10 protein-coding genes and 1 pseudogene are annotated in these 13,838 nt (G+C 56.5%); 8 read left to right on the forward strand and 3 right to left on the reverse strand.

Features of this window, described 5'->3' with window-relative positions; translation table 11 throughout:
- Window positions 1-345 precede the first annotated feature (345 nt).
- From JMJ04_RS02970 to JMJ04_RS03000, 7 genes and pseudogenes are all read left to right on the forward strand, one after another.
- A complete protein-coding gene (locus JMJ04_RS02970; RefSeq protein WP_201369075.1) occupies window positions 346-654 on the forward strand; it encodes an acylphosphatase in 309 nt (102 codons plus the stop codon).
- A gap of 113 nt (window positions 655-767) precedes the next feature.
- A pseudogene (gene gatC / locus JMJ04_RS02975) lies at window positions 768-1,004 on the forward strand (Asp-tRNA(Asn)/Glu-tRNA(Gln) amidotransferase subunit GatC); the annotation flags it as partial.
- Between the two features lie 6 nt (window positions 1,005-1,010).
- Window positions 1,011-2,471, forward strand: a complete 1,461-nt coding sequence (gatA, locus tag JMJ04_RS02980) for an Asp-tRNA(Asn)/Glu-tRNA(Gln) amidotransferase subunit GatA (RefSeq protein WP_201369076.1) — start codon at window positions 1,011-1,013, stop codon at window positions 2,469-2,471.
- Between the two features lie 135 nt (window positions 2,472-2,606).
- A complete protein-coding gene (locus tag JMJ04_RS02985; protein WP_201369077.1) occupies window positions 2,607-3,578 on the forward strand; it encodes a D-alanyl-D-alanine carboxypeptidase family protein in 972 nt (323 codons plus the stop codon).
- 220 nt (window positions 3,579-3,798) lie between these two features.
- Complete coding sequence (locus tag JMJ04_RS02990; protein ID WP_201369078.1) at window positions 3,799-5,064, forward strand: metallophosphoesterase family protein; 1,266 nt, start codon at window positions 3,799-3,801, stop codon at window positions 5,062-5,064.
- A gap of 83 nt (window positions 5,065-5,147) precedes the next feature.
- The gene (pth, locus tag JMJ04_RS02995; RefSeq protein ID WP_201369079.1) at window positions 5,148-5,831 is read left to right on the forward strand and encodes an aminoacyl-tRNA hydrolase; all 684 of its coding nucleotides are present in this window, start codon (window positions 5,148-5,150) and stop codon (window positions 5,829-5,831) included.
- A gap of 169 nt (window positions 5,832-6,000) precedes the next feature.
- Entirely contained in the window at window positions 6,001-7,596 is a 1,596-nt protein-coding gene (locus tag JMJ04_RS03000; RefSeq protein ID WP_201369080.1) for a S41 family peptidase, read from the forward strand.
- A gap of 138 nt (window positions 7,597-7,734) precedes the next feature.
- Here the strand turns inward: JMJ04_RS03000 and JMJ04_RS03005 are convergent, their stop codons facing one another.
- The 3 genes from JMJ04_RS03005 to JMJ04_RS03015 form a co-directional block, all read right to left on the reverse strand.
- On the reverse strand, window positions 7,735-8,454 hold the full coding sequence (locus JMJ04_RS03005) for an SdpI family protein (protein WP_201369081.1): 720 nt from the start codon (window positions 8,452-8,454) through the stop codon (window positions 7,735-7,737).
- A gap of 40 nt (window positions 8,455-8,494) precedes the next feature.
- Window positions 8,495-8,833 carry a metalloregulator ArsR/SmtB family transcription factor gene (locus tag JMJ04_RS03010; protein WP_201369082.1) on the reverse strand — a complete coding sequence of 113 codons (339 nt, stop codon included), beginning with the start codon at window positions 8,831-8,833 and terminating at the stop codon, window positions 8,495-8,497.
- 115 nt (window positions 8,834-8,948) lie between these two features.
- Window positions 8,949-9,794: a YhfC family glutamic-type intramembrane protease gene (locus JMJ04_RS03015; protein WP_201369083.1), complete on the reverse strand. Its 846-nt coding sequence runs from the start codon at window positions 9,792-9,794 to the stop codon at window positions 8,949-8,951.
- A gap of 501 nt (window positions 9,795-10,295) precedes the next feature.
- Between JMJ04_RS03015 and mfd the strand changes: the two genes are divergently transcribed.
- Window positions 10,296-13,805 carry a transcription-repair coupling factor gene (gene mfd, locus JMJ04_RS03020; protein ID WP_201369084.1) on the forward strand — a complete coding sequence of 1,170 codons (3,510 nt, stop codon included), beginning with the start codon at window positions 10,296-10,298 and terminating at the stop codon, window positions 13,803-13,805.
- Window positions 13,806-13,838 lie beyond the last annotated feature (33 nt).

The following is a 13,838-nucleotide window of genomic DNA, read 5'->3' on the forward strand; positions in this document are numbered from 1 at the left end:
CCAGAATAACGTACAATTGCCATGACTATCTTTTGTACAACTTTGTACTACAATATACGGCCTTTGCCTGCTTTTCCTCACACACAGCTCTATGTATGTGAATCCTCGCGCCTGCGGCGCTCGCCCTGGGTAGTGGTGTGATACGCCATGGCGTATCACACCACTACCCAAGGACAAATTCTTGCACTTATAACTACGTCAATAAAATGCAATTGTTACAAAAACGCTTAGAATCGTGTTAAGGGGTAGGACCTTTTGTTGGGTTTATCACCCGCGCTACTGAGAAATGAGGCCCGGGCAAAAGCGGGACTATGCGCATAGATAAGAGTATGCTAGAATGATGCCATGAGCCAGAGCGAAAACAAGCACAGTCCCACGCAGGTAGAAGAACTCTATGCCATCGTACAAGGGTGGGTACAGGGAGTTGGTTTTCGTCAATTTGTCGTGCAGCAAGCCCGCGCCCTGCATCTGCGTGGCTATACACGCAATAAAAGCAACGGCGATGTCGAAGTCGTCGCTCAGGGACCACGCCTGGCGCTGGAACAATTACTTGAGCACCTGCGCCAGGGGCCTTCCACAGCCGATGTGCGCCATGTCGAGGCTGAGTGGCGCACGCCAGGCGAAGCCATGAGCAACTTCACTATTCGCTGGTAAGTATATGTACCAATCCGACATCAACCACATTAGAAAAGTAGCACGAAGAGGATTTGTTTTATGATTGATCGCGAGACAGTAACGAACGTGGCCAACCTCGCCGGCTAGCACTCAGCGAGGAAGAGGTTACGCTGTTTGGAAGCCAGCTTTCCGCCATTCTTGAGCATATTCAGATTCTCCAGGAAGCCGACGTGAGTGGCGTCTCACCAACGGCGCACGCCTCACGCCTCACCAATGTTATGCGCCTGGATGCTCCCCAGCCTTCATACTCACCCGAGGAGCTTCTGGCCAACGCCCCCGATCAGGAAGAAAACAGCCTGAAAGTCAACGCGGTGCTGGAGGGAGAATAGTTCGAGATGACAGATCTACATACACTCACCATACACGAGGCAGCCGAGTTGCTTCGGCAGCGCAAGCTCTCATCCGTGGAGCTGACTAAAGCGCACCTGGAGCGCATTCGCGCCGTAGACGACAAGGTTAAAGCCTTCACCCTGGTAACGGATGACCTGGCACTTAGGCAGGCCGAAGAAGCAGATAAGCGAATCGCCAGCGGCGAGAACCTATCGCCACTCACCGGCATTCCCCTGGCCATTAAAGACGTTATCTGCACCAAGGGTATCACCACCACCTGCGGCTCCCGCATGCTGGAGAACTTCAAGCCGCCATTTGACGCCACGGTTATGGAGAAGCTGAACGCGGCTGGCGCGGTGATGCTGGGCAAGACCAATATGGACGAGTTCGCCATGGGTTCTTCAACCGAGCACTCGGCCTTCTTCCCCACGCATAATCCCTGGGACCTGGATCGCGCCCCCGGTGGCAGTAGCGGTGGCTCGGCAGCAGTCGTTGCCGCGGGTATGGCCATGGGTTCCTATGGCAGCGATACTGGCGGCTCCATTCGCCAGCCAGGCGCGCTCTGCAACATCCTGGGCCTCAAGCCCACCTATGGGCGCGTCTCACGTTATGGCCTCGTGGCCTTCGCCTCCTCGCTTGACCAGATCGGCCCCTTCGCACGTGACGCGCAAGATGCCGCGACGCTCTTGCAGGCGGTCGCGGGCTATGACCAGCGCGACTCCACCAGTTCAACCCAGGAGGTTGCCAATTATAGCCAGGCCCTGACAGGAAATATCAAAGGTATGCGCATCGGTGTGCCAAAGGAATACTGGGTTGAGGGCATGGATCTGGGCGTCGAAAAGGTGGTCCACTCGGCCATTGAGGCCTTGCGCGACCTGGGCGCCGAGATCGTTGATGTCTCACTGCCTCACACGAAGTATGGCCTGGCCGCGTACTACATTGTCGCGCCCGCCGAGGCCAGCGCCAACCTGGCCCGCTATGATGGTGTCAAGTACGGCTACTCCTACCGCGACACCGATGACATGTGGGAAGCGATGGAGAAGACACGCCAGAATGGCTTTGGCGCCGAGGTCAAGCGCCGCATCATGCTGGGTACCTACGCGCTCTCCGCGGGTTACTACGATGCCTACTATAAACAGGCCGAAAAGGTTCGCGCCCTGATCAAGCGCGACTTCGATGAAGCCTTCGCCCAGGTCGATGCCCTGGTCAGCCCGGCTAGCCCAACGGTGGCCTTTAAGCTGGGCGAGATCTCAGATCCCTACCAGATGTATCTACAGGACATGTTTACCATTCCCGCGAACCTGGCTGGCATCTGTGGCATCTCCATCCCTGGCGGCTTCAGCGAGAATCTGCCCGTCGGCGTCCAACTGCTAGGCAATACCTTCCAGGAAGCAGCCATTCTGCGCATCGCCGACGCCTTTGAGCGCGTCACCGATTACCATAAGCAGTGGCCCAAGAATCTCTAAGACATGGCTCGACGCTACTAAAGTACGCGTCTACTTCCGGAAGTAGACGCGTACTTTAGTAGCGTCGTACACGCTCCTAATATTAATAAACATCAATATAAAAAGCTATTACTATTTCTTTGAAAGAGGGTGGCCATGAATCGCCGTTTCATCATGGGCGTCATCCTGGTTATTATTGCCTGTTGCCTGCTCCTGACATCACTGACGCTGTACGCCACAAGTATCGCGGGCGTCACCCTACCTGGAATGAGTAGTGTCGAACCTACGCCGACGCCTATACCCGAGACACCAACGCCTATCCCTACGCCCAAACCTGAACTCACGGCCCAGGGTCCGCTACCCGTTCTCCAGGCCAAAGTCGCCTATCTTGTTGATATGCAAAATGGGCATGTGCTCTACGACATCCATGGCGAGCAGGCCGCCCCCATGGCCAGTACCACCAAGATCATGACGGCCCTTATCGCGATTCAGACCGGCAACCTGGACCAGGAGATTACCGTCAAACGTGACGCCTATTTACACGTCATTGAGTTAGGCAGCAGTAACGCGGGACTGGTCCCCGGCGAGCAATTTACCCTGCGCGAGCTGCTCTATGGCCTGATGCTTCCCTCGGGCGGCGATGCCGCAATAGCCATCTCTGACGCGCTGGCTGGCTCGCCTGAGAACTTCGTGGTACGCATGAATCTCTTCGCGAGCAGGTTGCATCTCTTTCAAACGCACTATACCAATGTGGACGGCCTGACCAGCGAGGATACCCACTACTCCTCGGCGGCTGACCTGACCAGGCTCGCACGCTACGCGCTTACTAATCCTGTCTTTCGCCAGATCGTTGATACGCCGACCTATACCCTGCCCACAACCAAACAGCATGGGCCGCATACCTGGACCAATACAAACACCCTTTTAAATACATACAAGGGCATGCTAGGCGTCAAGACCGGGCATACCGACCTGGCTGGCTACTGCCTGGTCTTCGAGGCCCAGCGCAATGGACACTCGCTTATAGGCGTCGTACTCAATAGTCCCGACCAGGCCATTCGCGATCAGGACGTCTCAAAGTTACTCAATTGGGGGTTTGGCTTGCCCATGAAAGTGCCGGCATTGTAAGAGTTTGTAGGGTCCATGCTGGCATGGACTTTCCTCGGGGGAGAAGAGTCCATGCCAGCATGGACCCTACAGGCAGTTTCGTGCATGAGCTTGATGAATTCACCATTTAGCAGCGTCGGACAGATCTCTGCAAGGACTGGCAAGGACCAGGCAAACATGATAGAATAGTTTCACCAACTTCTGCCATATAACGAGCATAGTAAAAAAAGAGTGTTGTCGAATGCGTTACGCTATTTTTACCGATATCCACGCCAATCTAGAGGCTCTCGAGGCCGTACTCGCCAGAATTGACGAGCTCGCCAAAGAACAGCCCATCGATCAGATCTGGTTTTTGGGCGACCTGGTTGGCTATGGACCAAATCCGAATGAGTGTATCAAGACGCTGCGCAAGCGAACAGACGTGATCATTGCCGGCAACCATGATTGGGCCGCCGTGGGCAAGATCGATCTGGAAGAGTTTAGCGAGGCTGCACGCATCTCTGCGGAGTGGACGCGCGACCAACTGACCGATGAGCACTTCGAGTTCCTCGCGGAACTCCCTGAGCGTCTACAAATGGGCGCCTGCACGCTGGTCCATGGGAGTCCCTATGGTCCACTGTGGGAGTATCTGACCTCAGAAGTCCTGGCGGAACGCAGTTTCCAACACTTCGACACACGCTACTGTATTGTCGGGCATACGCATGTCCCGATAATCTTCCAGCAGCCTGATACCTATGCGACAACGCCAACCGTTCCCCTCACCGGTGAGCAGGAGGTACAGGCGCTTGTTGAGAATATTGCCGCTGAGGCAGAGGTACAGGCGGCGGACTCGCTAACCGAAGAGGAGGATGATGACGACACCGCCGAGATGGTTGCCGTGCGCCCCACCCAGCAGCAAAGCGCGCAGGCAGCACCCTCCGAAGACGTGGCCCATGTCGCGCCCCACCTGGAGCAAGAGCCTGGCCTGCTAGAGTCAGATGCGGAGCAAGCACCGGAGCCAGGAGACGAGGATATCTCCCTGGAAGAGGACGCAGAGGGCGACGAAGAGCAGGAGCGTGACCTGGCAGAGGACGCTCTTGCGGACGAAGAAACGCAGGAGTTGGAGAAAGAGGCGGACACGTTGGAAGAGACGGACGAAGAGGAGAATCATGGCGAGCGCGTCACCTCTGAGGCCGATATCCTGAGCGCGGAAGATAGCCTGAATCAGGAGATTGAAGAGCTGCTGGCTCTGCTGGGTCTGAGCCAGAGCATGGTCGAGGTCACCAACGACATGATTGTCCCGCCCGAGGGCAACTGGCAAGCCCCGACTGGCTATCGCGCCATCGTCAATCCTGGCGGCGTTGGTCAGCCTCGTGATGGCGATCCACGCGCAGCCTTTATGATCTACGACACTGAGCGCGGCTTCACATTCTACCGCGTTGACTATGATTTCAAGAAAACGCAGGAGAAGATCGAGAAGGCAGGCCTGCCTCCCTACCTGGCAACACGCCTGGCCTACGGTCGCTAGGTTCTTATTCCGAAACCCAACGTCGCTCACTCGACTAGCGCTTCGCGCTCAGGGTTTCGGATAGGTAGTAAGAAAAACATCTTATGAAACTACTTGTTGGCCTGGGCAACCCTGGCGCCCAGTACGAGCGGACCCGGCATAATGTGGGCTTCCGCGTCATAGACGCATTGGCGGAGAAGCTGGGCGTGCGCTGGGAGCGTCGTGGACGGGCGATGATTGCCAACGCCACCCTCGAGCATGAGAAAGTTGTCCTGGTAAAACCCATTACCTTCATGAACAATAGTGGCGAGGCTGTAGGCGAGCTACAGCGCTGGTTTAAGCTTGAACCCGAGGATATCCTGGTGGTCTATGATGAACTCGACCTGCCCGTGGGACAACTCAGAGTACGCGCCAGAGGCAGCGCCGGTGGGCATAATGGCATGAAGAGCCTGATCCAATACCTGCATACCGACCAGTTTCCTCGCCTGCGCGTCGGCATCGGGCGCCCCGCCAACCGCCGTCCAGACACCATCAACTATGTGCTGGGCATCCCTCCCAAAGACGAGTATATTACCCTGCTTCAGGTAGAGGATAAGGCCCTGGAAGCCTTCTCGCTCATCCTACGCGAAGGGCTTGATCAGGCCATGAATACCCTCAATGTTGATCCCGAGGCCCAGCGCAAGGCAGAAGAGAAGCGCCGCCTCAAGCAAGAGCGCGAAGCCGCCCGCCAGCAGCAAGCCACAATCGGTGAGAAGCAGACAGAAGACTCCTCCAGCCCCAGAGCTTAACATTCGCTCCTGGAACTTCGCCTTTTTTGGCTTGACCCTCGCCGCAGGCGCCAACTTCCCTCAAGGGGCGGTAGGAGGTGTAGTAGACTATGGTACCTCAAGGCGAGAAGTATAGGTAAAGTGGCTTCTCGCTTTGAGGTACCATGGGGAGAGAGGAGAGAATGGTAACATGCAGCGCATTTCCCGGCAAGCGCTTCAGGAAGACCTCTACCAACTTACGCGTCTCTTGAGCAAATCCCATCCTGATCCCTATACTGCAGGCGGAGGTTCCCTCGCCTTTCACCGTCGTGTTAACACGCTCCTGAGCAACATCCCAGCAGATGGACTGACTCAGACCCAGTTTCTCTGCCACATACGCCCGCTCGTCGCCTCGCTGGGGGATGGACATACATGCCTGTTTACGCCAGAGGAGGAGTGCGAGGCCAAGACGCGCCGCCACCCCTGGCTGACCTGGTCGGTAATCGAGCAGGATCTCTACCTCGCCCGGGTCTACCAGCCTGAGCAGGAGGCATTACTGGGAGCGCGCCTACTCGCCCTGAACAGCCTACCACTACCAACCCTCCTCACACGTATGGGCAAGATCCAGGGCTACGATAACATCTACCAGAACCTCGTTCACCTGTCCCTGGCCCTAAAAGACCCTTTGCTCCTCAGCGCCCTCCTGCACCAGGACGAGCTACCCAATACTATCAAGGTGACGCTCACGCTGCGCAATGGCGATCAGCAAACGATCCAGATTCCGCTTCTTGAGGAGCGCCCCGGTATTCCCCTGGAACCAGATAGCGCCTTTATCCTGCCCCCGCTCAATTCAGCACGCATGTGCCGCGCCTTCCTCGATGCCGGACACCAGGTAGCATATATGCGAGCCGACTCACTCCTGCACTATCGCGAGAGCTTTGAGCAGTTCCACGCCCTAGGTGACATCGGGCACATGGAACAACTGCTTGAGGAGGCGCAACGTTACCCGCCCCTTGACACAAACCTGCCTGGGAAGTTGGAAGAACGCATCGCCCTTGTCCCAGCGGCAACGGACCTGCTTCGCGACCTCTTCTCCGCAATGCGCCTGGCACATACCTCGGTACTCATCATTGATCTACGCTTCTGCCCTGGCGGCAACTCGTTCTTTGCCACCATTCTGAGCTATTTCCTTTATGGCATCGATGCTATGCTCGCGAGCTCCTGGAACGAAGGCTATCACATCAAACGCTACTCAACGCTTTACTTCGAAAACTATATCAAAGACACACCAGAAGAACACAGTGAAGCGTTGCGCAATGGTGGCTATGACTACACCGACGAAGCAAGCTGGTTGCAGCGTCAGGAGAGCGGCTTTACGCCACGCGTACGCCTGCAAGCTCTGGCGGATCTGCGCCAGCAGGTTAAGGCATCCCCAACCTTCGCCAGCGAGTTTCAGAAGCGCGCCTACGAGGCCTCATGGGCACCAAAAGTCTACGTGCTCATCTCAGCGCAAACATATAGTGCGGGCTTTGATACGGCTGTGACCCTCCAACGCCATGGCGCGTGCGTCATAGGTACCCCTTCGGCTCAGTCTGGCAACTGCTTCATTGATGCGCTCAGCTTCACCCTACAGTATTCGCGCCTCAAGGGACATATCGCCTTCAAACGCCGGATCCTCTTCCCCAACAATGAAGAGCAAGGCAACATACTCAAAGCAGACCATGAACTCACCTATGACTATCTCGCCACGCACAGCTATGATCCCCACGCAGCCATTCGGCTAGCTCTGGACCTGGCCCTGGCCTGAAGATTGGGAAGCGCTTGTACACGGCGCACCTATCCTCACTAACGTTATAGAGGGTAAAAGGATGTATGGTCCCGGTTGCCTCTAGCAACCGGGACCATACATCCTTTTATCCGGAGAGCACATCGTGGCGAGAGGTCTTTAGAAAGGATCGCTATGCTGCGAATCATGGGCCGTCACACGCTGATACACAATATAGGAGTAGACATAAGAGATCACCGCCACCCCAATAGCCGGCACAATAATTCCCACGAAGCGCAACTGGGGAACAAAGCTAGCGATCAGGCCAAAGAGGCCACCAACGACAAAGAGCCAGCCCCCCAGGCGATGTGTTCTTTCCCATGTCGTGTCGTTTGTCAACGTCCATGGTGTGCGGATGCCAGCCCAGAAGTTGCGGCGCAGCTTGCCCATATAATTACCAAGCACGATAAAGAAGAGCGAGACCACAAAGCAGATCACAAAGGGCAGGTCCAGCTTCACCCCGAGCGAGATGGCCACGACCGTCAGTTGCAGGACCAGCATCAACAACATGACACCAGATAGGGTGATATCGATAAAAAAGCGATTGCTACTCTCGCCATCTCTAGTCAGGCGCGGACCCATCTTGACGAGGCCGCGCAGGACCACCAGTAGCATAAAGCTAATAAGCGGGAAGAGGCCAATAGCAATCAGTTTTGGCGCATAAGAATTGACCTGCCCCGCGGCATTCCAGTGTGAGGGGACCTGGTCGGGAAGAAAGGGATAGGTCACGATAGCGATTATGAGCTGTAGCGCCAGAATGGTTGTCATCAGGACCACTGGCATCGTCCAGGTTTTCGGTTGTGGCGCGATCTTCTCGCGCTCGTTATCAGAAGCGCTCATGGTTCTCTCCTCTATGCTTCATCGCGTATTACATGGATACTTAATCATGCTCAGCACGAGCCTCCGGCTCTGATTCGTCGGAGGGCTCTTCACCTGACAGTATTTCGTCTTTCTCCTCATCCATTCCCCCCAACCAATCCATGATCTCAGCCATCAGGTCTTGAAAGACAGTTGTGTTTAGCGAATAGACTTGAAACTGACCGCGTCGCTCGACGCGCACCAGGTCAGCCAGTTTCAGCACCATCAAGTGATGCGAGAGCGCGTTGGGTTTCGCCCCTGTATGCTCCGCTAGTTCGCCCGCGGTGCGCTCTCCTCCCCGCAAGTATTTAAGAATACGCCGCCTGGTCGGATCGGCGATTGCCTTATAGGCCTCTTGCATATGTTCCCCTGTCTCTACTCGTCTCAGCACATCCGCCACATGAGAAAAGGGGGGAAATTTGTGGGGAACACCCCACACCCCGGCAGGAGGGAGCCCCCCCTGCACCTCCCCTCTTTTATCCACGGGCCTCTGAAATGTTTGGTACGGCGTCTGGAAGCATTTCGCTAGCCGCGTCCTCCTCGCGCATCCTCCGGCGCAGGCAGCGCAGGAGCCAGAGGGCAAATAGGCCAGCGATAGCGACCAGCCCCTCCGTTGTGATGGCTCCCGCCACGTGCCCCAGGTAGTGTGGTAGCAGCGCGGTGAGCGTATCCAGAAGAGTATGAGCCAGGACCGCCAGCCAGACAAAGCGCGGCGTGTGCAGCCTGATGCTTTGTAGCACCAGCACCGACATAGCTACATGGAAGCACATAGCCCAGACCCGCTCCCAGAGTGCCAGCAACTCCCACCAGTCAGGCTGAGCACCATAGACGCTCACGATCTGTGTCACCGCCAACTTCTGGCTGGCAGTCGTCGCCGGAGTATAGGAGAGCGCAACAATTTCGATAATCAGCACAAGCAGTCCCACACCTACCAGTAAAATTGCCTCCAGGCTGGCATGTCCCAGGCCATAGGCGACGCCCAGGTTCCATGTCTTTGGCTCACGCTTGAGGAACCAGCGATAGCCCAGGTAACGGCCCCACTCCTCGCACAGGCCAGCCGTCAAGCCCAGGAAGAGCGCCCAGAGCACAAAGAGCAGCACTGAGCTATTCACCGTGCGCCCAACCGCGAGCGTCAGCACTTCAATGATCGGCACCCGACTAATTACCTGAAACAGGAAGAAGATGAGCGCGCCAAAGCCAAAGTAGCGCCAGGGCACATGCAGTTTCCGCTTTACCACGATCATCGCGATCACCGGTCCCACTAAGATACCCAGGGCGGCAATAGTAGTACACACCAGCCAGCTAACATGTACAAGCAACATCTCTTTTTCGCTTTCCCTCCGGCTCATGCCGGTCGCAAGATACATTCCGCTTTACCACTTCAATGATTCAGCACTTCAATGATTATTGAAATAATAACCGAGAAAAATCCCACTGTCAAGAGAGAGAAGACTGCATTTTCACTTTCTGCCTCAAAGGGTGTGTGCGTGGAAAAGACATTGCCATGACCTCTATCAATATAGTTCAAAACACAACAAAAAGGTCCATTGCTATGCATTAGGGCATTGCGAAAATGTGTCTTGTACGCTATGATAGCGACTAGTAGAGAAGAAGCTGTCGACACGACCCCTACCCCCACGTGGTTGTAGGGGCATTTCCCATTATCTATAACTTGACATGCTAAATTTTCTTTTGATATACTCCTCGTGCGGATGTAGATTGGAAGCGATGCGTGGCTATCTGGCCTGCAAAATGTCTCTCGATCCGTTTGAGGATCTTGCAAGGCATGGCATGATACGACACCGCATTAGCTGGAGGGTGATGTGACTTTACAGGGATTACTTTCAGTACTGGCTCAGCGACCCGAGTTTCGCCGTCTTCTGGATCAGGTTCGCCAGCCCGAAGGCGTTCCCCTGCTCACGGGTATTACGGAGGCTGCGCGCCCATATGTTATCGCGACCCTCTCCGTCTCGCTCAAGCAACCTTTGCTGATCGTCGTACAGGACGAGAATCAGGCTACGCAGCTGGCGGAGACACTCAAACAATTTCTTATCAATCCTAGCGATGTCTTCTGCCTGCCAGACCGGGATGCCATGCCCTTCGAGCGCCTCATAGGCGACGCCGAAACCACGCAACACCGCCTGCAAACCTTTATAGCTCTGGTCGAGCGTGAGCGTACCCCGATTGTTGTCTGCTCGGCACGGGCCCTGACTCAGCCAGTCATTCCGCCACAGGAGCTTGCCACCGCCCTCTTTCAGTTGCGTGAGGGACAGGAGACCGACCTGACCTCGATGCTTGAACAGCTCTATGACCTGGGGTATGAGCCGGTCGCCGAGGTTGAGCAACCGGGGCAATTCAGCCATCGCGGCGGTATTATCGACCTCTTTCCGCCAACGCTGCCACGCCCGGTACGCATCGAATTTTTCGGCGATGAGATTGAGTCTATTCGTACCTTTGACCAGGCCACACAGCGCTCCCTGAACCCGATTCAGGATTGTGTAGTGGGGCCTGCCCGTGAGGCGCTACCAGTACGTGGTCCCCAGGCCGCGCAGGAACTTGCCACGCTTGACAGCAAAATCCTGCATCGCGATGCCGAGGAGCGCTGGAACAATGACCTCGACGTGCTCAAGCAGCGGCGCTCCTTCGACGACATCGCCTTCTATCTCCCCTACCTGCATCAGACTGCTACTGTGCTGGACTACCTGCCACGTACAGGCCTGCTCATTCTGGATAACCCTGGTCTCATTCAAAATCGTATTCTGGAGCTCGACGCCCAGGTCCAGGAGATCAAAGAGCGCCTGGAGCGTGAGCGCGAGAACCCGGCCCATCTGAAAGAGGCCCATATAGCCTGGCCAGAGCTAGAGCTTGCGCTCCAGCAGCGGCGCCAGGTACGCTTCGCAGATATCCTCTCCGCCGCCGAGGGCGAGTTTGAGATGCGCCAGCATGGTGGCTCAGAACATCTGATGCCCCCCTTCAGCAGCGCCAACTCTTACGGTGGACGCCTGCGCGCCTTCGTCCTGGACTGCCACAAGGCCATGGAGAACCGGGACCGCATCGTCATCGTCACGGCGCAGGCGCGGCGTATGGCCGAGGTGCTCAGTGACGAGAGTATTCTTCAGGACAAGGCCATTCACGTTAGCCCTGGCACCAATATTAATCAGTTGCCTGAAGCGGGCACGCTCACCCTCATCCAGGGCCAGATGAGCGAGGGCTGGCAGTGCCGCTCGCTCGCGCTCTATATCTACACCGATACCGAGATCTTTGGCTGGTCCAAGCGACGTAGCCAGCAACGGCGCAAGCCCGTCACTCCCGCCTCATTCCTGGCAGAGGTCAACCCTGGCGACTATGTCGTACACCAGGAACATGGCATCGGGCGCTTCGAGGGCCTGACAAAAATGAACCTGGCCGGCGTGGAGCGCGAATACTTGCTTATTCACTACGCCGGAACCGATAAGCTCTATATACCAACCGACCAGCTTGACCGCGTCACACGCTTTATCGGCATGGGCGATTCCGTCCCCGCGCTAAGTAAGCTGGGTACAACCGAGTGGACGCGGGCCAAGTCGCGCGTGAAGGAGAGCGTTCAGGACGTTGCCAGAGAGTTGCTCAAGCTCTATAGCGCGCGCGAAGCGGCCCCTGGACACGCCTTTTCCCCTGACTCCGAGCAGCCCTGGTTGCAGGAACTGGAGGACGCCTTCCCCTACGAGGAGACGCCCGACCAGGCCCGCGCCATCGAAGAGGTCAAGGCGGACATGGAGCGTCCTAAGGCCATGGATCGCCTCGTCTGCGGCGACGTTGGCTATGGCAAGACCGAGGTGGCTCTGCGTGCCGCCTTCAAATCCGTCCTGGACCAGCGCCAGGTCGCCGTGCTCGTACCCACCACCGTCCTGGCCCTGCAACACTATAACACCTTTAAAGAGCGCCTCAAGGCCTATCCCGTACGCGTCGAGCTACTCAGCCGCTTCCGCTCGGAGAAGGAGCAGAAGCAGGTACTGGAAGACCTGGCGATGGGCAAGGTCGATATCATCATCGGCACGCATCGCCTGCTCCAAAAGGACGTGGTCTTCTTCCACCTGGGCCTGCTCATCGTCGACGAAGAGCAGCGCTTCGGCGTCATGCATAAAGAACGCCTGAAACAACTACGCAACGAGGTCGACGTACTCACCATGACCGCGACCCCCATTCCGCGTACCCTGCACATGTCCCTGGTCAACCTGCGCGACATGAGCGTCATCGAGACGCCACCGCAGGAGCGCCTCCCTATCCGCACTACCATCCGTGAATATGATGATGAGTTGGTACGCGAGGCCATTCTACGCGAGATAGACCGGGGAGGGCAGGTCTTCTTCGTGCATAACCGCGTGCAGGGTATTCAGATGATCGCACAGAAGCTCCAGAAACTAGTCCCCGAGGCGCGTATCACCGTTGGTCATGGTCAGATGAACGAAGACATGCTGGAGAAGGTCATGCTCAGCTTTACCAACGGTGAGTATGACGTCCTCATCTCGACGACCATTATCGAAAACGGCCTGGACATTCCAAACGCCAACACCATCATCGTCAATAACGCCGCCTATTTCGGCCTCTCGCAACTCTACCAGCTTCGCGGGCGCGTGGGACGCGGCACACACCAGGCATACGCCTACTTCTTCTACGGCAAGAACGCGCGCCTGACGCCTATTCAGGAGAAACGCCTGCGCGCCATCTTTGAGGCCACCGAGTTGGGAGCAGGCTTCAGAATCGCCATGAAAGACCTGGAGATTCGTGGCGCGGGTAACCTGCTAGGCGGTGAGCAGTCTGGCTTTATGAACACCATTGGCTTCGACCTGTACTGCAAACTGCTGGCAGAAGCCATTCAGGAGATACAGGGCAAGCCAGTCGAGGTCGCGGGCATCGCCACCAGCGTCGATCTTCCCCTGGACTCCTATCTGCCCGACGACTTCATTGGTGACCGCACGCTCAAGGTCAACTTCTACCAGCGCCTGGCCAACCTGAGCCAGCCCGAGCAGGTCGAGGCCATGGAGGCAGAGCTGACTGATCGCTTCGGGCCTCTGCCTGCCCCGGTCCAGAACCTTCTCTCCCTGGTACGGCTGAAGGTACAGGCCGCTCAGCTTGGCTATGAGTCGATTGCCCTCAAGGATAACGCCTTTATCTTGAGTGTCAAGCGCAATATCATTCCCAACCGCATCAACCTATATAAGCGCTTCCGCAATGATGCCCAGGTGCAACAGGGCGTGGTCCGTATCCCGCGTCGCCTCCTCGGCCCCGACTGGATGGAAAAGCTACAGGAACTACTACCCTCAATTACCGCAGCAGTAACCCATAGCGCATAAAAGGGTAATAATGAAGCATGATGAAGCGCGCCC

Source organism: Ktedonobacter robiniae (assembly GCF_016587375.1).
In the GTDB taxonomy this organism is placed as follows: domain Bacteria; phylum Chloroflexota; class Ktedonobacteria; order Ktedonobacterales; family Ktedonobacteraceae; genus Ktedonobacter; species Ktedonobacter robiniae.